At 51.0% G+C, this 20,849-nt stretch carries 19 protein-coding genes; 12 read left to right on the top strand and 7 right to left on the bottom strand.

The window, feature by feature from the left end:
* Positions 1-260: 260 nt before the first annotated feature.
* Complete coding sequence (locus A3OW_RS0105815; RefSeq protein ID WP_020562487.1) at positions 261-1,274, top strand: L,D-transpeptidase family protein; 1,014 nt, start codon at positions 261-263, stop codon at positions 1,272-1,274.
* Positions 1,275-1,440: 166 nt separating this feature from the next.
* Here A3OW_RS0105815 and A3OW_RS0105810 read toward each other — a convergent pair whose 3' ends face one another.
* From A3OW_RS0105810 to A3OW_RS0105795, 4 genes are all read right to left on the bottom strand, one after another.
* Positions 1,441-2,451 carry an NAD(P)H-dependent glycerol-3-phosphate dehydrogenase gene (locus A3OW_RS0105810; protein WP_020562486.1) on the bottom strand — a complete coding sequence of 337 codons (1,011 nt, stop codon included), beginning with the start codon at positions 2,449-2,451 and terminating at the stop codon, positions 1,441-1,443.
* A gap of 6 nt (positions 2,452-2,457) precedes the next feature.
* Positions 2,458-2,934 carry a protein-export chaperone SecB gene (secB, locus tag A3OW_RS0105805; protein WP_020562485.1) on the bottom strand — a complete coding sequence of 159 codons (477 nt, stop codon included), beginning with the start codon at positions 2,932-2,934 and terminating at the stop codon, positions 2,458-2,460.
* Positions 2,935-3,191: 257 nt separating this feature from the next.
* The gene (locus tag A3OW_RS0105800) at positions 3,192-3,641 is read right to left on the bottom strand and encodes a rhodanese-like domain-containing protein (protein ID WP_020562484.1); all 450 of its coding nucleotides are present in this window, start codon (positions 3,639-3,641) and stop codon (positions 3,192-3,194) included.
* A gap of 39 nt (positions 3,642-3,680) precedes the next feature.
* Entirely contained in the window at positions 3,681-3,995 is a 315-nt protein-coding gene (locus A3OW_RS0105795; protein ID WP_020562483.1) for an ArsR/SmtB family transcription factor, read from the bottom strand.
* A 271-nt stretch (positions 3,996-4,266) separates the two neighbouring features.
* On the opposite strand from A3OW_RS0105795, the gene A3OW_RS0105790 reads away from it, so the two are divergent.
* From A3OW_RS0105790 to A3OW_RS0105780, 3 genes are read left to right on the top strand one after another with little or no spacing between them, the layout of a single operon-like run.
* Complete coding sequence (locus A3OW_RS0105790) at positions 4,267-4,599, top strand: hypothetical protein (RefSeq protein ID WP_020562482.1); 333 nt, start codon at positions 4,267-4,269, stop codon at positions 4,597-4,599.
* A gap of 7 nt (positions 4,600-4,606) precedes the next feature.
* Complete coding sequence (locus A3OW_RS0105785) at positions 4,607-5,842, top strand: murein hydrolase activator EnvC family protein (RefSeq protein WP_020562481.1); 1,236 nt, start codon at positions 4,607-4,609, stop codon at positions 5,840-5,842.
* 52 nt (positions 5,843-5,894) lie between these two features.
* Positions 5,895-7,217: a S41 family peptidase gene (locus A3OW_RS0105780; protein WP_026223360.1), complete on the top strand. Its 1,323-nt coding sequence runs from the start codon at positions 5,895-5,897 to the stop codon at positions 7,215-7,217.
* A 198-nt stretch (positions 7,218-7,415) separates the two neighbouring features.
* Here the strand turns inward: A3OW_RS0105780 and A3OW_RS0105775 are convergent, their stop codons facing one another.
* Complete coding sequence (locus A3OW_RS0105775) at positions 7,416-7,868, bottom strand: DUF934 domain-containing protein (protein WP_020562479.1); 453 nt, start codon at positions 7,866-7,868, stop codon at positions 7,416-7,418.
* On the bottom strand, positions 7,855-9,507 hold the full coding sequence (locus A3OW_RS0105770; protein ID WP_020562478.1) for a nitrite/sulfite reductase: 1,653 nt from the start codon (positions 9,505-9,507) through the stop codon (positions 7,855-7,857). The genes A3OW_RS0105775 and A3OW_RS0105770 overlap by 14 nt, the downstream gene beginning before the upstream one ends.
* Before the next feature lie 208 nt (positions 9,508-9,715).
* Between A3OW_RS0105770 and nhaD the strand changes: the two genes are divergently transcribed.
* From nhaD to rpmE, 3 genes are all read left to right on the top strand, one after another.
* Positions 9,716-11,023: a sodium:proton antiporter NhaD gene (nhaD, locus tag A3OW_RS0105765; RefSeq protein ID WP_020562477.1), complete on the top strand. Its 1,308-nt coding sequence runs from the start codon at positions 9,716-9,718 to the stop codon at positions 11,021-11,023.
* A 53-nt stretch (positions 11,024-11,076) separates the two neighbouring features.
* On the top strand, positions 11,077-12,429 hold the full coding sequence (locus A3OW_RS0105760; RefSeq protein WP_033411582.1) for an AmpG family muropeptide MFS transporter: 1,353 nt from the start codon (positions 11,077-11,079) through the stop codon (positions 12,427-12,429).
* Between the two features lie 116 nt (positions 12,430-12,545).
* A complete protein-coding gene (rpmE, locus tag A3OW_RS26930) occupies positions 12,546-12,746 on the top strand; it encodes a 50S ribosomal protein L31 (RefSeq protein ID WP_083918150.1) in 201 nt (66 codons plus the stop codon).
* Positions 12,747-13,005: 259 nt separating this feature from the next.
* On the opposite strand, the gene A3OW_RS0105755 is transcribed toward rpmE, so the two are convergent.
* A complete protein-coding gene (locus A3OW_RS0105755; RefSeq protein WP_020562475.1) occupies positions 13,006-15,372 on the bottom strand; it encodes a penicillin-binding protein 1A in 2,367 nt (788 codons plus the stop codon).
* A 264-nt stretch (positions 15,373-15,636) separates the two neighbouring features.
* On the opposite strand from A3OW_RS0105755, the gene A3OW_RS0105745 reads away from it, so the two are divergent.
* Genes A3OW_RS0105745 through pilQ form a run of 5 tightly spaced genes read left to right on the top strand, consistent with a single transcriptional unit; the run spans position 15,637 to position 20,804 of the window.
* On the top strand, positions 15,637-16,698 hold the full coding sequence (locus A3OW_RS0105745; RefSeq protein ID WP_020562473.1) for a pilus assembly protein PilM: 1,062 nt from the start codon (positions 15,637-15,639) through the stop codon (positions 16,696-16,698).
* Positions 16,698-17,261 (top strand): PilN domain-containing protein, encoded by a 564-nt coding sequence (locus A3OW_RS0105740; RefSeq protein ID WP_020562472.1) that lies wholly within the window; start codon positions 16,698-16,700, stop codon positions 17,259-17,261. Before A3OW_RS0105745 ends, A3OW_RS0105740 begins: the two co-directional genes overlap by 1 nt.
* Positions 17,258-17,902: a type IV pilus inner membrane component PilO gene (locus A3OW_RS0105735; RefSeq protein ID WP_020562471.1), complete on the top strand. Its 645-nt coding sequence runs from the start codon at positions 17,258-17,260 to the stop codon at positions 17,900-17,902. The genes A3OW_RS0105740 and A3OW_RS0105735 overlap by 4 nt, the downstream gene beginning before the upstream one ends.
* Entirely contained in the window at positions 17,902-18,462 is a 561-nt protein-coding gene (locus tag A3OW_RS0105730) for a pilus assembly protein PilP (RefSeq protein WP_020562470.1), read from the top strand. The genes A3OW_RS0105735 and A3OW_RS0105730 overlap by 1 nt, the downstream gene beginning before the upstream one ends.
* Positions 18,463-18,476: 14 nt before the next feature.
* The gene (pilQ, locus tag A3OW_RS0105725) at positions 18,477-20,804 is read left to right on the top strand and encodes a type IV pilus secretin family protein (RefSeq protein WP_020562469.1); all 2,328 of its coding nucleotides are present in this window, start codon (positions 18,477-18,479) and stop codon (positions 20,802-20,804) included.
* Positions 20,805-20,849 lie beyond the last annotated feature (45 nt).

Below are 20,849 nucleotides of genomic sequence, written 5' to 3'. Positions count from 1 at the left end.
AACCGTTGGAATATAAAATCCCCCGGTATTTGACGAACTTGGGTTCCGTCTCTGCTTGACAATGAACTCTTAGCTTTTTTGGAATTCTACTTAACCGTCATAAAGAAGTTTTCATCGCCATGGAAGCAAAAGGCACGGGAGGTGCCGATTCGTCCGGAGGCGTCGCACCATAGGGTTCGGCGCCATCCGATAGAAATTTTGCGGTAAGGAATTTTGAAAGACAGATTTTTTATATATTGCTCTCTTGAGAAAATTTTGTAATGAAAATTCGTATTCTGTTTGCTTTTTGCATGGCGTCATCGCTTTTATGGGGAGAGGCGAAGGCTACTACTTACGAATTGCCGGGAAACGGCGATAGCGTAATCACTCAGTATCCGGACAATGTTCCGCTGACAAAAGCCGATCAGGATGAGACTTTGCTGGACGTGGCCTTGCGGTTCTCTTTGGGGCAGATGGAAATCGTCCGTCTGAATAAAAAACTCGACCGTTGGCAAATCAAGAAGGGCGAAATCGTGCGTTTGCCCAACCGGCGGGTGCTTCCCGACACTCCGCACAACGGAATCACGCTGAATTTGTCCGAATACCGGATGTATTATTATCCTCCGGCCAAACGAGGCGAGACGCCGGTGGTCATGTCGTTCGCTCACGGTATCGGCCGGCAGGACTGGAAAACGCCGCTGGGTAAAACCACGGTCGTGAAAAAAGTCAAGGATCCGGTATGGCATCCCCCCGAGTCGATCCGGCGCGAGCATGCCGCCAATGGAGACCCTCTCCCGGAGATTGTTCCGCCTGGCCCCCACAATCCGCTGGGTGCTTATGCCCTCTATTTAAACCTTCCTGGCGAATACCGGATACATGGTACCGACATCGATAAAATCTACGGTATCGGCATGCAGATCACGCACGGCTGCGTGCGGATGTATCCACAGGATATCGAAGCCTTGTACAATTCCGTACCGCTGGGGACGCCGGTCTATATCGTCAAACAGCCGATCAAGGTGGGCTGGCTGGATAATACGCTTTATATCGAAGCCCATCCCGATCTGGAAGGCGAAGAGATGGGTCAGGAGCAGCGCTACGCCGTGGCTCTGGGGCTGATTCAAAAAGCGACCGGAGAGGAAATGCCCGATTTCGACCAGAAAGCGCTCAACGAAGCCTTAACCAGACTGGATGGCGATCCAGTCGCCATTTACGAACGGCTGCCGCCTCTCGAGCAGGCGCCGCAAGAAGTGATGAATCAGGCTTCGCCGGCCGGTTATCATCGCGGCAGTTGAGCGCCGGCTGGAATTTTTTCGTTCGGGCGACCGTTTCCCGGCCGGGGCTTCCCGGAGCAAAATGCCTGCTTCTCATCGTCGTCGAGAAGCAGGACTGCGGTCTCCCAAGGGTATGTCGAAGACGTTGATTGCCGGACGTTTTAAAAGCGGATGACGCCGTGCGAATTTAGCAGGACGTCGGGCGTTCCGGTTTGAGTTCGCGGCTCAGGAGATTATGTACCGCCGCCAGCGGTGCAAGGCCTTCATAGAGAACCTTGTAGGTTTGTTCGGTAATGGGCATGTCGATGGCGTATTTTTTGGCCAATAGACAGGTTTCTTTCGCGGCCAGTATTCCTTCGATCTCCTGGCCGATTGCCCGAGTTGCGGAATCGATGCCTTGGCCTTGCCCCAGCGCCAGACCAAGCCGCCGGTTTCTGGATTGATTGTCCGTACAGGTCAGCACCAGATCGCCGAGCCCGGCCAGTCCCATAAAAGTTTCTTCATGTCCGCCGAGTCTTACGCCGATCCGGATCATTTCGGTCAGCCCCCGGGTGATCAGCGCGGCTCGGGTATTGGCTCCGAAGCCCAGGCCGTCGGCGATGCCCGCGGCAATGGCCAGGACGTTTTTTACCGCGCCGCCGACTTCAACGCCGATCATGTCCGAGCCGGTATAAATTCGAAAGCGTTCGCCATGGAAAATATGGGTCAATTGAGCCAGCAACGACGGATCGGAGGAGGCGAGCGTAACGGCGGTGGGTAGCCCTTGCGCCACCTCCCTGGCAAAGGTCGGTCCCGACAGAACGGCCACCGGCGTAGCCGGAGAGTACAATTCGGCCACCAGTTCATGAAGCAGGACGCCGCTGCCGGGATAAAAACCCTTGGTTGCCCAGGCTATCTTGATGCCGTCCGGAGCAAATACTTTAAATTGGCGCAATGTGTCTTTAAAGGCGTGACTGGGTACGGCAACGAGGAGGGTATCGCTGAAGGCCGCAATTTCTTTCAGACTGGAAGTTACGGACAAATTCTCCGGAAACGGTATGCCGGCCAGATACTGTTTATTTTGCCGGTCGGCAGCCAGCATCGAAATGTGTTCCGGCTGATGCCCCCACAACAGCACTTGGCTGCCGTTGTTGGCAGCCAATATTGCAAGAGCGGTCCCCCAGGATCCAGCACCCAAGATTCCGATTTTATTGTTCATCGGCGATTAATTGATGGTTTCGGAACCGGGAACTTGCGTCTGAGCTTGCGCTTGTTGCAAATGCGAAGCATATAAGGCATCGAAGTTGACCGGAGCCAGCAGCAGTTGAGGAAATCCCCCTTTACTGACCAGATCCGAAACAGCCTCTCTTGCATAAGGAAAGAGAATGTTGGGGCAGAAGCTGCCCACCATGGGGCCCAATTCCTGTTCGGTGAAATTGCTCAATGTAAAAATTCCTGCCTGGTTTACTTCCACCAAATAAGCGGTGGCATCGCCGATTTTTACCGTGATGGTAACGGTGAGAGCGACCTCGTATAAGGAATTCTCCAAATTGTCGACTTGCGTGCTAAGATTGAATTCGACCGAAGGCTCCCATTTTTCGATAAAGATTTTGGGCGAGTTAGGTGTTTCGAAAGAAACGTCCTTCGTATAAATTTTCTGGATAGCAAACTGTTTTTCTGTAGTATTGGAATTATCAGCCATATTAAGTGTTAATTAAGTGATTGAGGAGAAAATACCGACCCGATGGTACGGAATAAAGGTTCCATTGCCGGACGTGGTTCCAGTCCCTGATCCTCCGCATTCTAACGTTTCGAATTGGTCCAGCGAAGATTTTATTTAATTTTATCCGTTCTTTGCGGTCGGAATGAAGAGGATGGGCGGCCGAATAACGGCAGGTCCCGGGTCTCCGAACAAGGCTAGCCCGGCGATGAGCGGAGATAAATTTCGATAAAGGTCATTTATGCGTTGGATTTGTTTTTGCTGCCTAATTTTACCGGCAATTTATAGTCTTCTTCCCAGGACTGCATGCCGCCGTTAATGACGAAAACCTGCTCGAAGCCTTCTTTGGTCAGCAATTTGGCGGCAGACAGCGAGCGGGTGCCGTTCTGACAGGCGACAAGGACCGGTTTGTGTTTGTATTCGGTTAATTTTTTAAGGCTTTCGCTCAATTTGCTGAGAGGCGCATTGATCGCGTTCTCGATGTGGCTCTGGACGAAATCGGGGGCTTCCCGGACGTCGATGATCAGGGTGTCGCTGTCGTTCATTTTTGCCACTGCCAGCATCGGTGAAATGGTGCTGAATTTTTTGAAAGCCGAATCGAACAGCTCCTGTATCAAAAGATACGTTACGACGGCCAGGGCAAGAGAATAGATATAGTGATTTAAAACGAATTCAAAAAAGCGTTCCATGGAAAATCAAGAGAGTTGAAGTGGTAAAGAGAGCGGGCCTTAATGTTTGGTGCAGAAGACATCGCGCATCATTTGAATCAATTGCAGCATTCGATTGTCGTCTATAAAGTAGAAAACGCGGTTGGCTTCCTTTTTCGATCCGAGAATGTTTTTTTCTCTTAAAATGGCCAGATGCTGGGAAATATTGCTTTGACTGGTGCCCACCTGTTCGACGATGTCCTGCACGCTGAAAGATTCGTTGCCTAGGACACAGAGAATCTTTAATCGCAAAGGATGGGACATGGCCTTCAAGCAGCGCGCTGCCCTGGCTATGTCGGTATCATCATATAAAATGGGCTTATCAATGGAATTCATAGGTCTAGTCAATAGGGCTGGTTTTTTAAGACTAACTTCAAAAATAAGGTATCCAAAAAGAATTATTTATACACAACTCACGAACTTGTATTGATATAATATTCGTCTGAATAGAATATTTGGCTGCTTGCTCCCTCTGCCTGAAACAGAGAAACTGACCAAATGATACATTAGTTTCGCTATTATAGGTAATTGGAAAGAATAAATTGATAAATTTCGTGTCTTAAAAGCGACGCGAATCACTTTTTGCATGTCTGGAGAAAAATTAAACATGTTGAAGCGGCCAAAGCCGTTTGTGTTGCCGATTCTGGATGGATTCGGTTACCCGGTTGAGAGAGAATGTCACGCCATGACCGTGCAGCGGCGCATCTTCGATGCATTACGGACGTCCGATCATGATCGTATCGGGCAGATGCCCGACAAAGAAACCGGTCGACCGTATACGGCTCGCGCCACCCACCAGGTTTCTCCGGTCCATGTCTGCGGCGACAGACCGTTGGTTTCGGGAGCAAGTTTGTCCGGCTTCGCTTCCACGATGCCGGAGATTTCAGGCGTCGACCAATCCGTCGAAATGACGGGAACATCGCTGCACGCACCTGTTTAATCCGTGAATGAGAAAAAAGATCGTTATTTCTGTCTGCCTGTTGTTGTGGATCACCGATGGCAACGCGGAATTTTCCTCTCAGAATGAGGAATTAAACCAGGTAAGATCGGATATCGATGCGGTCAAGAAAAAAATGCAGCAAATTACGCTGCAGGAAAATAAATTGAATGATCAATTGGCCGATATTGAATATCACTATGGAGAAACGGCCGCCTTATTAAGAGATATCAAAAAAAAGGTGGAACAGAAACATAAAAAATTGAACTCGATTCAACAGGACAAGGAAAGCTATCGCAATCAAATAACCAGATTGAGCAAGGAATTGTCCGGACACGTCAAAGCGGCTTACGCGATAGGACAGCAGGAAAAACTGAAGTTGATCCTGAATCAGGAGAATCCGGCCTTGTCCGGCCGCATGATGGCCTACCACGGATATTGGAACAAGATTCGGCTGCAAAGGTTGGCCGAAATAAAAGAATCGGTCAAGCGGCTGAATCAATTAACCGAGGAACAGGAAAAGGAGACGGAGTTGCTGGAGAGCGATCTGGAGCAAAAAAAGCAGGAACAGAACGCTCTGGATGAATTCAGAGTGCAAAGAAGCCGCTTGCTGGATCGGTTAGCCGATGATTTCTCCTCGCAGGAACAGCAATTAAACCAGTTGATTGAAAGCGAGAATAAACTCGAGGATCTGATCGGCAATTTGCAGGCCGAGGAAGACAAGGTGCCTGAAACGAGCTGGACCGAAGTGCTGACGGATCCTTTCGATAACCGGGAAGCTTCTTCCGACGGCGGAGAATTGTCGACTGAAGAGGAATTACCCGTGGCGGAGGTGGCGTTTTCCAGTCTGAAAGGCAAACTGCCCTGGCCGGTCAAAGGCAGGATCACGACGAGCACCGGTAGCGGCCAGTTGGAGTCGATGCGGGACGGGGTTTTGATCGATGCCGGAGAGGGCGCCGAAATTCGTGCCGTAACCGCCGGCAAAGTGGTGTATTCCGAATGGTTACGGGGTTACGGTCTGTTGATGATTATCGATCACGGCAATGGTTATATGACGCTGTATGCTTTTAATCAAAGCCTCTACAAGAAAGTCGGTGATCGGGTTCGGACGGGGGATGTCATCGCTTCGGTCGGGCAGAGCGGAGGGCGCAGCCGTTCCGGATTGTATTTCGGCATTCGGCAAAACGGCAAACCCGTGGATCCTGTGCAATGGTGTTCGAAATTAAGCCGTGATCAGACGGGCTGAACGTTTGATAATAATGTTTTAGGAAATCGAATATTTTGGGGTGTTAAGACACATGCTGAGAAAGAAGAATATTTTTATTTTGTCCCTAGGGATAATGCTGGGTGTATTTATCGGCACCTGTAGCAGTGTCTTTGCCGATCTCGATAAGGGAGAACCCGCTAATGAAACGGAAGTCATTCCGTTTGAAGAATTGAGGACCTTTACGGAAATTTTCGGCCGAATCAAGCGCGATTATGTCGAACCCGTATCCGATAAAAAATTGCTGGAAGATGCCGTGCGCGGAATGCTGAGCGGTCTTGATCCTCATTCAGCCTATCTGGTGCCGGAAGAATATCAGGAATTGAAAGAAGGCACTACCGGCCAGTTCGGCGGCCTTGGGATCGAAGTCACGATGGAAAACGGCTTCATTAAAGTCGTATCGCCGATTGACGATACGCCTGCGCAGCGCGCCGGAATCAAGGCGGGCGATCTCATCATCAGGCTGGACGACCAACCCGTCAAAGGCATGAGTCTGGTGGACGCCGTCAAAAAGATGCGCGGCGAGCCCGGCAGCGCGATCCTGTTGACCGTCGTGCGGGAAGGGGAGGAAACGCCTTTGAAATTCACGTTGACCCGTGCCGTTATTAAAATCAAAAGCGTCAAAAGCCGGGTTCTGGAGAAAAACTACGGTTATGTCCGCATCAGCAGTTTTCAATCGGGGACAGGGGAGAGCCTTTTGGAAGCCATTTCCAGCCTGAAGAAAGAAAATGGCGGCAATCTGAAAGGTCTGGTGCTCGATTTGAGAAATAATCCGGGGGGGGTCCTGAACGCCGCCGTGGAAGTCAGCGACGCCTTTTTGAAAAGCGGTCTGATTGTCTATACCGAAGGACGTATAGAAAACTCGGAAATGCGGTTCAATGCCTCGCCGGACGATGTCATTGAAGGCGCCGCCATGGTGGTATTGATCAATGCCGGTTCCGCCTCGGCTTCCGAAATTGTCGCCGGCGCCTTGCAGGACCAGAAGCGGGCCGTGATCATGGGCGAGAAATCGTTCGGTAAAGGGTCTGTGCAGACGATATTGCCTACCAGCAACGGCGCCGCCGTCAAGCTGACGACTGCACGTTATTACACGCCTTCCGGACGCTCGATCCAGGCAGAAGGCATCGAGCCGGACATCGCTCTCGCGCCGATCAAACTGGAATCGCTGGAAAAATCCGAATTTGCTCCGGTCAAGGAAGCCGATTTGTCGCACCATTTAGGAAACGGCAAAGAGAAAAAGGATGGCGCCACCAAGAAAATGGATACGCAGGAAAGCGAGGAAATTCTGGAGCTGAAAGATTATCCCGTCTACGAGGCGCTGACCCTGCTCAAAGGCATCAGCATCATGCGTAAATAAGGAGACGGGTTTCTCCTTCTGGATTCGAACTGTCGTCAACTACGGCCGGGAAACCAGGGAAGTCCGCTTCCCTGGCCATGCCGAAGGCGTCGCAGTCCGGCCGGTTGCTAAAATAAGGCCGACTCAAAGGCCGCTGGCAGGCCCCGGCCACTCATCGGGAAGCTGAAGCGGGCGGGCGATGAGGAATAAAAGTTTCGGTCAATTGACCGAGCTTTGATATTTGACGGTAAAATCGTTTAAATAAGAAAGCACTTTTTTCAACTGTTCGGATTTCTCCGGGGCAAACGCATTGACTCCGACTCGGGACAAATAGAAAGCCTGATCCGGCAGGTAATGACCGACTGCCCTGATTTCACCTGAATAACGGTAGCGGCTTCTGAGCAGCCAGGCCTGAGAAAAAAGGCGTCCGTCGGCAAACTCCGGAAAATACAACTCGATCAACTGAAGGTTGCCTAGATCGCCCGCCAGGTCGGACAGCGGGTCGCCCGGACTTATTCTGACGCCGATCTTGCCGTCACGATTTAAAAGCTGCCGCTTCTCCTGTTGCCATCGCGCTAAAGAGACCGTGATATTGCCGGGGCTCGGCTCGTCGCCGTCGGCAATATAACGCCAGTTGTCTTCGATCATTTTTTTATCTTTAACTATCTGCATAGACTTGGTCTTTAAAAGGGGTAATACCGACTCGTTGCACCATCTCCAGAAACGATTCATCTTCAAGGCGCTGCTTGACGTACACGTCCAGGATCGTGGTGATGGCCTTGGTCACTTGATCTTTGGCAACCGCAGGACCGAGACGCTCGCCGATCGCGGCTTCGTTTTCCGATGAGCCGCCCAGAGTAATCTGATACCACTCGCTGCCTTTTTTATCGACGCCCAGTATGCCGATGTGGCCGACACTCTGATGAGCGCAGCCGTTCATGCAGCCCGACATATTGATTTTTACGTCGCCGATGTCATGGACATAGTCGATGTTGTCGAGAGCTTCATTGATTTCCTGAGCGATGCCGATCGAGCCGGCGTTGGCCAGAGAGCAAAAATCCAGTCCGGGGCAGCAGATGATGTCCGTCACGGTGCCGATATTCGGCGTGGCCAGTTTCAATTGGACGAGTTGCTGCCAGAGCGGAAAAAGATCGGCGATTTTCACATCGGCCAATATCAGATTCTGCCGATGAGTGCTGCGAACCTGACCGAAACTGTATTGGTCCGCCAGATCGGCGACAGCATCCAGTTGCGTATCGGTCATGTCGCCGGGTGGAGAATCCGGAGCTTTCAAGGAAATAAAAACTGCGCGGTAGCCCGGCACCCTGTGGTCGGCGGTGTTGTACCTGACCCAGGTGGCAAACGTCGGATCATTCGCCCGACGAGATGCAAAACTGCCGTCATGGGCCGCTTCCGGGTGGTAGGCGGGGGGCAAAAAATGCGCTTTCATCGCGGCAATTCTTTCTTCTCCAAGCTCCAGTTGATCCCTGATGAGCAGCCATTCCTGCTCGACCATGTCGGTAAACTTTTCAACTCCGGTTTCCTTGACTAGAATTTTGATGCGCGCCTTATACTTGTTGTCCCTGCGTCCGAACAGATTGTATATTCGCAGTATCGCTTCCAGATAGGATAAAAGATGCTTCTTTTCGAGAAAGGGCCGAATGGCCTGTCCGATCATCGGGGTTCGTCCAAGGCCCCCGCCCACGAAGACTTTAAAGCCGATCTCTCCGCTCTCGTTCCTGACCAGATTCAAGCCGATGTCGTGCAACTGGGTCGCCGCCCGGTCGTGAACGGCGCCGCTGACGGCAATTTTGAATTTTCGCGGTAAATAATCGAATTCAGGATGCAGAGTGGTCCATTGGCGAATAATCTCGCAATAAGGCCGCGGGTCCTCTACCTCGTCGACGCAGACGCCGGCGAGATGATCCGACGTGGTGTTTCTCATGCAGTTGCCGCTGGTTTGAATGGAGTGCATCTGCACGCTGGCCAGTTCGGCCAGAATGTCCGGGACTTCTTCCAGTTTCGGCCAGTTGAACTGAACGTTTTGGCGCGTGGTGAAATGACAATAACTTTTGTCGTATCGGCGGGCAATGTGGGCCAGTTTGCGCAGTTGCCTGGAATTGAGCAGTCCGTAGGGCACGGCTATTCTCAGCATCGGCGCGTGAGTCTGGATATATAGACCGTTTCTGAGGCGCAGCGCGCGGAACTGATCCTCGGAGAGCTCGCCTTTTAAAAACTGTTCCGTTTGCCTTCGATATTGCGCGGCTCGCTCGTCAACAAGCGTTTGGTCTTGATCGTTATACTGGTACATAAATGAGCCCTAAGGTGCATTTCAGGGGATTAAACAAGACTTCTAATCATATACTGTGAGTCATAAAATGACAAAATTTATTATATGGTGTTAAGATAATCAGTTTGAGTTTGACGTATCTATTTCATTAATCTAGGACACACGGGGAGGAATTTAGGTGAGGTTTTTAATCCTTTTATTAGGTACATTGCTGGCGCCGGCTATGGCGATGGCGGGCGGTTTTGAAAATCTGGGTTTGACCGGTACGGAACGCGGCATTTATACCGTATTGATTTTCATTATTGCCTATGGATTTGTCATGGCTGAGGAATTTACTCATCTGCGAAAATCCAAACCGGTCATACTGGCGGCAGGCATTATTTGGGCCCATGCCGCCATCCTGGCCACGGAAGCCGGTGTTTCCACCGAACAACTGCACGAGGCTTTCGAATACAATCTGAAAGAATACGCCGAACTGATGCTGTTTTTGCTGGTCGCCATGACCTATATCAATGCCATGGCGGAGCGGAACGTGTTCGAGGCGCTCAGATCCTGGCTGGTCAGAAGACAGTTCGGTTATCGTAAATTATTCTTGATTACCGGCATCATCACTTTTTTTCTTTCCGCAGTTGCCGATAACCTGACGGCGGCGCTTCTGGTCGGCGCGGTAGTCATGGCGGTCGGCACGGACAATGCTAAATTCGTCAGTATCGGCTTTGTCAATCTGGTGATTGCGGCGAATGCCGGCGGTGCCTTTTGCCCTTTCGGCGATATCACCACGTTAATGGTTTGGCAGGCAGGTTATGCCGAATTCTTCGATTTCTTCAAATTATTCATTCCGTCCGCCGTGAACTACGGTGTGCCGGCCGCCATCATGTACTTTGCCGTGCCGGATGAGCAGCCCCAAGCTTCAACTGAAGAGGCGGTCAGGCTGAAGCCGGGCGCCATCCAGGTTTGCGGGATGTTCCTGCTGACAATCGCTACTGCCGTCAGCTTTAAACAGATGTTGCATTTGCCTCCTTTCATGGGAATGATGGTGGGTTTGTCCGCTCTGATGCTGTACGGATATCGCCTGAAAACCAAGTATACGATTGAAGGGGATGATGCCTTTGATATCTTCGATAAAGTTCGCCATGCCGAGTGGGATACTCTGCTGTTTTTCTTCGGTGTGGTATTCGGGGTTGGCGGCTTGGGTTACATCGGTTATCTCGAACTTTTGTCGGAAGGCATGTACGAAGGTCTGGGCCAAACGACGGCGAATATTCTGGTCGGTCTGATCTCGGCCGTTGTCGACAATATCCCGGTTATGTTTGCCGTCCTGAACATGAAACTGGACATGAGTCTCTATCAATGGCTATTGGTGACCTTGACTGCGGGCGTCGGCGGTTCGCTGTTGTCCGTCGGATCGGCTGCCGGCGTGGCATTAATGGGACAATCCAATCACAAATACACGTTTTTCAGCCATTTGAAATGGTCGCCTGCCATTGCCGCCGGTTATGCCGGCAGCATTGTCGTCCATTACATGCTTAACGGTTGATACCCACTCTTTTGCGCCGCCTTCGAGGCGGCGCATTCGTTCAGGCCGAGCCGATGACATCTGAAAAAAGTTGGCGTTCCGCCTTCTCCGTTTATACTCAGCCGCACGTGCTGAGCATGATCTTTCTAGGCTTTTCCGCCGGCCTGCCGTTTTTACTGGTTTTTTCAACGCTGTCGGCCTGGTTGAGGGACGAAGGAATCGACCGCTCTCTGATCGGTTTTTTTAGTTGGGTCGGAGTCACTTATTCGATCAAGGTGTTCTGGGCACCGGTGATCGATCGTCTGTCTCTTCCTTTTTTTTGCAGAATATTGGGCAAAAGACGAAGCTGGATGCTGCTGGCGCAAATCGGGATCATGGCCGGTCTGATCGGAATGGCGGGTGTCGACGTCCATTCCCAGTTACGGCTCTGCGCTCTTTTTGCCGTTTGGGTGGCGTTTTGTTCGGCGACTCAGGATATCGTTATCGATGCCTACCGGATCGAAAGGGCCGATGCCGAATACCAGGGGGCCATGGCCGCAACCTATGTGTTAGGGTATCGGATAGCGTTGCTGCTGGCCGGCGCGGGAGCTTTTTATATAGCCGATTTTTTTAACTGGAGATCGGCTTATTGGGTGATGGCGGCCGCCATGTCGATCGGCGTGCTGGCGACATTGTGCATCCGGGAACCCGAGCACAAGCCGGTCAACGGAGCTATTCGAATTGAAAAGGAGCTTGAAAATGCGCTCGGTGTTGCCGAGGCGAAAAATTTCCGTCAGCGCCTGCTGGCGGGTTTTTCCGATGCGGTTTTAAGCCCTTTTGTCGAGTTTTTCAGACGAAACGGCCGGACCGGACTTTTGATACTCATGCTGATCGCGGTTTACAAAATGAGCGATATCACTCTCGGCGTCATGTCCAATCCGTTTTATTTGGATTTGGGATTCAACAAGAAAGACATTGCCGACATCAGCAAGATTTTCGGTTTTTTCATGACCATTGCCGGAGCCTCGCTGGGCGGACTGTTGGTGGTCCGCTACGGCATCATGAAGTCTTTGTTGTTGGGTTCGGTCATGGTGGTTGTCACCAATCTGCTGTTTGCCACGCTGGCGCTGACCGAGCCCAGCAAATTGTTGCTGGCCGGCGTCATCAGTGCCGACAATTTAAGCGGAGGGTTGGCAACCTCGGTTTTCATCGCCTACCTCTCAAGTCTGACCAGTACTGCCTATACGGCAACTCAGTACGCTCTGTTCAGTTCCCTGATGACGTTGCCGGCGCAGTTTTTGGGAGGCTTTTCCGGAGTGATCGTCGACAGGTTCGGCTATTACGCTTTTTTTCTTTATGCCTCGGCCGTCGGGCTGCCGGCGATTTTATTGGTCCTGTTGTTGATGTACCGGGAAAAAATGATGAGAACGGTGCCGTCCGGCCCTTAGCCTGAAAGTCTTTGACGGATACGGCACGTCGATAAATACCTGTTGCCAAGTGTTAATATAAGACGTATCATACGAAGTTTTTTAGAATTAACCCATTCGGGTCACGTGGAAGCGATATGAAACCAGAAATTCATCCAGCATATAAACAAATAACAGTCACTTGTGGCTGTGGCAATACTTTTGTAACCGGTTCCGTACTGTCGAAGGACCTGCTTGTCGAAGTATGTTCTTCCTGTCATCCGTTTTACACCGGCAAGCAGCGTGTAGTGGATACCGCCGGACGGGTCGATAAATTCCGTAGAAAATACGGTAAATAAGGCTCCCTTGCCTCCGTTTTCCTTTAGCAAGGAAATCTCGTCAAGCGGGAAGACGGCGGCAGATGATTGACCGGTTTTTTAATAACTGCCGCTCCCATAAAACTCGTCTATGAATGCAAGGATGCGTTCCGTTCGGCAAGGGCATCCGGTAAACGGCAATCGTCCGGCTGTGCGGTTCAAGCGGACGATCCATGAGGCAGTCCATCCTGTAAATAAGGAGTTTCCTGCCGGGATGTTTCCCGATTCTTCAGGGCTCTTTTTAAAATAGGGCTTCCACCGGTTTGTCGATGACGCCCTTGCCATTAGGGCTCGACTTATTCCCGTCATAATCTTCGCCTGACTCGCCGCCCGAAGGTCCCAAATTCGTAGGCGCCCGCCCGCTCTGAAAATATTCCAGCATTCCGTATTTGCTCCCCGCAGGTTCCAGAAAACCGGTGGCCGGATTGATAAAGGCCTGCACGATGCCTTCCGGCACGACCATTGGCGTTTCCGGAAGATTTTGCAAGGCGGTCTTCATGAACTCCACCCACATCGGCAAGGCCGTTTTTCCCCCGGTTTCCCGCTCGCCGAGCGAATCAAAATTGTCGAATCCCACCCAGGCCGTCGCGGCAATGTCCGGCGTATAACCGTTAAACCAGGCATCCCTGAAGTCGTTGGTGGTGCCGGTCTTGCCGGCAAGATCCGTTCGGCTCAAAATTTTGGCATCGGTTGCCGTACCGTGCTGCACGACATCCCTTAACAAACTGTTCATCAGGAAATGAATGGGAGGCGCCAGGATTCTGGGCGCGAGCCCGTCCCCGTCGGCACGGCTATCGCAATGAGAGCAGGCAGCGGGAGGAGCGGCCTGAAAGACAATCTCCCCTTCTTTGGTCTCGACCCGTTCAATAAGATAGGGATTAACCAGAAAGCCGCCGTTGGCAAAAACCGCATACATTTGCGCCATTTGCAGAGGAGAGGCGTAGCCGCTGCCCAGGGCAAGAGACAGGCTGCGAGGGAGTTGCCGCGGAGAAAAGCCGAAACGCTTCGCTGTAGAGATTGCTTTTTCAAGACCGATCGTTTCCAGCAAGCGGACGGAAATCACATTGCTTGAATGTATCAAAGCCTTTCTGAGGCTGGTGGGCCCTACGAAATTTCTGCTGTAATTTTCCGGACGCCATTCGATTTCCTGATGCGGATCATCGATGACGATGGGTTCGTCATTGATTATGGTTGCCGGTGTAAAGCCTTCTTCCAGTGCCGCCGTGTAGATGATCGGCTTAAATCCCGACCCCGGCTGCCTTTTTGACTGGACCGCCCGATTAAATTTGTTCCGGAAAAAATCAAATCCGCCGGTCAAAGCCAGAATCGCTCCAGTGTCCGCTTTTAGAGCCACGAAAGCGCCTTCTACTCTGGGAACCTGGGTTATAGCCCAGGTTTTGTCGGGCAATTGCCGAACGCGGATGATGTTGTTGACGGAAACTACTTCATCCTTACCCGTGAGGCGAGTGTTGCGCGCCCATTGAGCATTTTCCTCCGGAATGTCGATCAAGGCATTATTTTGCAGCCTGGCGGTGATCGCTTTCTTTGTAGTCCGGATTATGACGGCAGGAAAAGTATCTCCGATGACGGGAAGATCGTCGAAGCTGGAAGTCTGCATGAGAGTGGAAGGCGCCGCGCGGTAGCCGTGCCGTTCGTCATAGCGGTGCAGGGCATCAGCCAGGGCCTGATTGGCGGCCGTTTGCAGAGGTGAGGTTATCGTCGTATAGACATTGAATCCGGAAGTATAAGCCTTTTCGCCATAGCGGCTGACCATTTCCTGTCTCGTCATTTCCGCTACATACGGGGCGTCGAGTTCAACCGGCCGGTAATGCAATTTGGCGGTCGAAGGCTGCTTTAGCGCGTTCTCAAAGTCTTGGTCGCTAATGAAACCGAGCTCCCGCATCCGGCGCAGCACATAGTTGCGCCTTTGCATGGCCCGCGCTTCGTTGGCGATAGGATTATAAGCCGACGGCGCTTTCGGCAGGCCGGCGATCATCGCAAATTCGGCCAACGACAGCGACTGCAACGGCCTGCCGTAATAAGTTTCGGCAGCGGCACTGACGCCATAGGAGCGTTGACCCAGATAGATTTGGTTCAAATAAAGCTCCAGAATTTTGTCTTTTGAATATTCCCGCTCAACCCGCAACGCCAGAATGATTTCCTTTAATTTGCGAAGATACGTTTTTTCCTTGCCGATCAGAAAATTACGCGTCAACTGCATGGTGATCGTGCTGCCGCCCTGCTTTTTTTCCCCGGTAAGCGCCAATTGCAATCCGGCTCGAAGCAATCCTTTATAGTCCACCCCCCGATGTTCGAAAAAATGCTCGTCCTCGGCGGCGACGAACGCCTTGATCAGTAACTTGGGAATTTGGTCGACGCCTATCGGCGCACGGTTTTGTTCTCCGAACTGGCCGATCAAGCGTTTGTCGCTCGAATAAATCTTTAGCGGCGTTTCATAGTGAACGTGCTGAAGCGTTTTGATATCGGGAAGAGTTTCCAGAAGTCGGTTGTAAAAAAAATAACCGAACGCGGTCAGGCAGAGCAGACCCGATAGGGCGGTAAAGAAAAACCATTTCAGCAGAATTTTGAATAACGATCGCTTGGGCACAGGCCTAATCTAAAGCAGTGAAATATAAAACGTGAAAATATTAACAATTTTGCAAGTACTTTAATTCGACAGCGCCGGATCAAATTAAACTTGAGGCAGTATAGAGCACTTTTTTACCCCAAGTTAATTGCTGAATTTTTCGAATCAAAATAAAAAACACAACTATACTTTTTGCAATTCATGTAAGGAATGATGGCTAAGGTCAAGAAAAACAGCCATTTCAACATGTGATCGGAAATGATCAGTTTTTTCAAGGAAAATTTCATGAGCTGGTTTAATCAAAAACAGAATGCTGTTCTGGGCGTCGACATCAGTACAGCGGCTGTAAAGTTACTGGAATTAAGTCGAGTAGGGGCACGCTACCGGGTGGAAAGCTATGCCGTAGCTCCTTTACCGAAAGACGCCGTCATCGATAAACATATCGCCAACGTCAACGTCATAGCCGATGCAATCAAATCAGCCGTTAAACAATCCGGGACCAAACTGAAACAGGCGGCCGTGGCGGTTTCGGGATCCGCCGTGATGACCAAAATCATCACCATGCCGGCATCGTTAAGTGAAGACGAAATGGAAGAACAGATCATGGTGGAAGCGGACCAGTATGTACCGTATTCGCTGGATGAAGTCAATTTCGATTTTGAGGTGCAAAGGCCCAATGAAAACAATCCCGACATGGTCGACGTGTTGCTGGCCGCTTCCAGAAAGGAAAATGTCGACGACCGCGTCGAGACCTTGCTCAAGGCCGGACTAAAAGCAAAGATTGTCGATGTGGAAGCATTCGCCATGGAAAATGCCTTTTCGTTGCTGGCCGATCAGTTTACCGATGCCAGCGAAGGCCAAACAGTGGCGATAGCCGATATCGGGGCATCCATGGCCACTTTAAACGTATTGCACGGCTCGAAAACCGTTTATACGAGAGAGCAAGGATTCGGCGGAAAACAATTAACCGAAGAAATCCAGCGCCGCTACGGTTTGTCCTACGAAGAGGCAGGCCTGGCTAAAAGGCAGGGAGGACTGCCCGACAATTATGCCGTCGATGTCCTCGAACCCTTTAAGCGGGCCATGGTTCAGCAGATTGCCCGATCGTTGCAATTTTTCGTTTCGTCGAGCGCCAATAGAGGGATCGACAGCCTGATACTGGCCGGCGGCTGCGCTTCCATTCCCGGAATCGATAAGCTTGCCGAGCAAAGCTTGGGCGTACCGGCTTATATTGCCAATCCTTTTATCAACATGGCCCTGTCCAGCAAAGTAAAGCCTCAAGCTCTGAGTAACGATGCGCCGGCCATGATGATTGCATGCGGCCTTGCTTTGAGGAGTTTTGAATAATGGCGAGAATCAACTTACTTCCCTGGCGAGAAGAGCTGCGCAAACAGAAGAAACAGGATTTTCTCATGTCGATTGCCTTGTCGGTATTAGGGACAATCGGCATTCTGTTGGCCGTTCACATGTACATCGAAGGTCTGAAGGAATATCAGGAAAAAAGAAACAAGCGGCTGGAGGATGAAATCGCTTTGCTGGATAAAAAAATTACAGAGATTAAAACCATAGAAGAAAAGAAAAACAAACTGCTGGCAAAAATCAACGTCATTCAAAAATTGCAGGAAAGCCGGCCAGAGGTTGTGCATTTATTTGATGAAATCCCCAAAACCGCGCCGGAAGGCATTTTTCTGACCAAATTCATTCAGCAAGGGGCCAATCTCACCTTCGAAGGCAAAACCGAATCCAATGCGCGGGTTTCGGCTTTCATGCGAGCCATCGATGCGTCTTCATGGCTGAAATTTCCCAAGATCAACGTCATCCAGTCACAAGAAAAAACCAATTCCGAACAGTTAAGCGATTTTACCCTGATTGCGCAGCAAGGCAAGCATACTGCGGGAGGTAAACCATGAATCTTTCCGAAATCAACTGGGACATCGAAGCCTCGGGGACGTGGCCGCGGCCGGTAAAACTGGCGGTAATAGTGATTCTGTGCGTCATTGTAGCGGGGGCGGGAGTTTACTATTTTACTCTTGATCAACTGGCGGAACTTGAAAAAATCGAAAAGAAAGAACTGGAGCTAAGAAACTCGTTTGTCATTAAACAGAAGAAAGCGGTCAATCTTCCCGACTATAAAAAACAACTGGAGCAGATCGAAGCGTCGCTGGCGGAGATGATCAAGCAAATGCCGACCGAAGAAGAAGTGGCCAGCCTTCTGGTCGATATTTCTCAGACCGGACTGGCGAGCGGCCTGGAGTTCAGATTGTTCAAACCCGGCGCCCCGGTGCGCAAGGATTTCTATTCCGAGCTGCCTATCAATATTAAGGTGATCGGCCGCTACGAAGAATTAGGCTTGTTCGTCAGCGGTCTGGCTTCTCTGCCGAGAATTGTAACCATTCACGACGTCAATATCGCTCCTGAAACCACTAAAGGAAAACAGGCGCAAGCCAAAGTGAAGACGGGAGCTATGGTGATGGACGCCGTGGTGAAAACCTATAACGAAAGTCTGGCTCCGGAAGCAGCCCCCGTCAAAAAGAAAAGAGGAAATAAATAATGAGCCGGCTTCGTTTAATTAAATCTCTTCCGCACTGGACAATTGCAGGATTTACGAACGTGTTCATTGCTTTGATGTTGACGGGATGCGGAAACGATGATTTTTCGGATCTGGAAACCTTCATCAAAACCGAACAAGCAAAGCCGAAAGGTCCGATTGAACCGTTGCCTGAAATCAAAATCGTGGAGCCTTTCGTTTTCAAACCGGAAGGATTGCGCGATCCGTTTGCGCCTCTGGAGCAAGCCGAACAGGCCGAAAACGGTGAGAACGTGGAAGGCACGGGTCTCAGGCCGGATACTTCCAGGCCCAAAGAGGAGTTGGAAGCTTATCCTCTGGACAGTTTGAGAATGGTCGGAACGGTTAACATGCAGGGCACTTTATGGGGATTGGTAAAAGCGAGTGACGGCACCATTTACCGCGTCCAGGTCGGCAATTATCTGGGCAAGAACTACGGCAAAATAATACGGATCGTCGGCGACAAAATTGAAATTATGGAAATGATTTCGGACAAACCCGGAAAATGGCGCGAACAGCAGCAATCATTGGCTTTGACAGAATGATTTGAGGAAAGAAAATGTGTAATAAACGAGTCGGCATCATGATGAATAACAAAGTTCCGTTTTTCTGGTTGTACCTGATGGGCAGCGTCTATCTGTCTTTATTTCCTCTTGCCTCTGTTAAAGCGGCCGATCTGGCGATTTCTTCGGTCGAAATCGCCTCCGTTGCCGGAGACAAATTGCAAATACAATTGGAAATGACAGGTCCTGCCATAGAACCCAAAGTGTTCCATACCGATAATCCGGCAAGAATCGCCATGGATTTTCCGGGGGTAAAAAGTGCCCTGGATAAAAAAACTTTCACTATCAATCAGGGCAGCGCCAGCAGCCTTTATGTCGCAGAAGCGGCGGACAGAGTGCGGGTTGTGGTCAATCTACTCGAATCCGTGCCGTTTGAAACGAAAGCATCCGGCAATAAAATCCTGCTGACTCTGAGCAGCAAAGCGGCAACTCCTCCGGTCGATTCGGCTCCGGTCGTGGACAGAAGGGTGCCCGCCCCGGCTTTTCCTGCTTCCGAATCATTATTTCGGCAATCCATTAAAGGATTGGACTTCAAGCGCGGCGAAAACGGTGAAGGGCGGATTCTGGTTTCTTTGGCCAATCCTAATACCGTCGTGAATTCCAGGGAAGAAGGCGGCATGGTCGTGATCAGTTTCTTGAACACTCGTCTGCCTGAAAATTTGACTAAACGGCTGGACGTTTCCGAGTTTGCCACGCCGGTTAAATACATCGACGCCAGCTCCACGTCAAAAGAAACGACCATCAACGTGGCTTTGCAAAACAATCTTTATGATTACTCGTTGTTTCAATCGGAAGGATTATTGACGGTCGAGTTCCGGCCTTTAACTCCTGCCGAGAAGGAAGCGATTCAGGCCCAACGTGAAAAATACACGGGTGACCGTTTGTCGTTGAATTTTCAGGACATCGATATCCGCAGCGTTATCGCGGTGCTGGCCGAATTCACCGGACAAAACGTCGTGGCCGGGGATGATGTGACCGGAAAAGTAACGATAAAGCTGGACGATGTTCCCTGGGATGAGGCGCTGGACTTTATCATGATGACCAAGGGACTGGAAAAATACGAGACCGGCAACGTCACTTTGGTGGCGCCTGTCGGAAAAATCAAGGAATACAAGGAAAAACAAAGGGAAACCCAAAATGTGGTCGAGCGCCTGGATCCTCTGCATACCGAATATCTCAAGATCAATTATGCCAGAGCGGAAAACTTCAGAAACATGCTCAGAGGATTCGATTCCGGCGCCATCGGCCAGTGCGGGTTGTACAATAAAAACCGCGGATCGTCGGCATCGTCCCAGGCCAGCACGCAAAGCCTCAACCAGAGAACGATACAGCCCGGTATGGGAGGTGCTCAAGGCGGGGCTTATGGCAGCGCCATGGGCATGGGCGGAGCTGGCGGTGTCGGCGGCGCCGCTGCGGCGAAACAAATGGCCGAAGATTCCTTTATGCTGCTGTCGCCGCGCGGTACCGCCGTGGTCGATGCAAGGACCAATACGCTCATCGTCCGCGAAACGCCCAAGCGCCTTGAAGAAATCAAAAAGTTGATTCGCAAGTTGGACGTGCCGGTCAAGCAGGTCATGATCGAGTCGAGAATCGTCATCGCTTCCACCAATTATGCCAGGACCTTGGGCGTCAGATTCGGCGTGGCGAAAGTGGCCACCATGAGTTCGGGCAAACAATTTGGCGTGGGCGGACCCGATCCGGCTTCCGACCCCGGCAACGGCGATCTTTCGGTAACCGATACCCTGGTGGATCTGGCCGCGTCCAATCCCTACGGCGCTCTGGGCATGACGCTGGCGAGAGGCGCCGATTATGTCCTGAATCTCGAACTGTCCGCTTTACAGGATGAAGACAAGGCCCAACTGCTTTCCAACCCGAGAGTGATGACTACGGACCGTTGTCAGGCGACCATCAGTCAGGGTACTTCAATCCCTTACCAGTCCAGCAGCAACAATACGGGTACCAATACCCAGTTTATCGATGCCCTGCTGACGTTGGACGTGACTCCGCAGATCACGCCCAGCGGCAGCATCAACATGGACCTGGAACTTACCAGGGATGACGTGGGGCAATTGGTAGTCAATGGGCAGCCTGGAATCGACACGAACAACGTTAAAACCAACGTGCTGGTCAACGACGGAGAAACTGTGGTGCTGGGCGGAATATACAAAGGCACCGTGTTCGATACCGTCAATAAAGTTCCTTTCTTTGCCGATCTTCCGGGGATCGGGTTTCTCTTTAAAAGAACGATTAAACAGGACGATAAACAGGAATTGCTGGTATTCGTTACCCCGAAAATCGTCAAGGAAAATTTAACTACCAATTGATCGCTTCAACTTGGAACGAAAAGGGGGCATAATGCCCCCTTTTTA

Source organism: Methylosarcina fibrata AML-C10, assembly GCF_000372865.1.
Classification (GTDB): Bacteria; Pseudomonadota; Gammaproteobacteria; order Methylococcales; family Methylomonadaceae; genus Methylosarcina; species Methylosarcina fibrata.
This window is presented reverse-complemented; position numbering and strand designations above follow the sequence as displayed.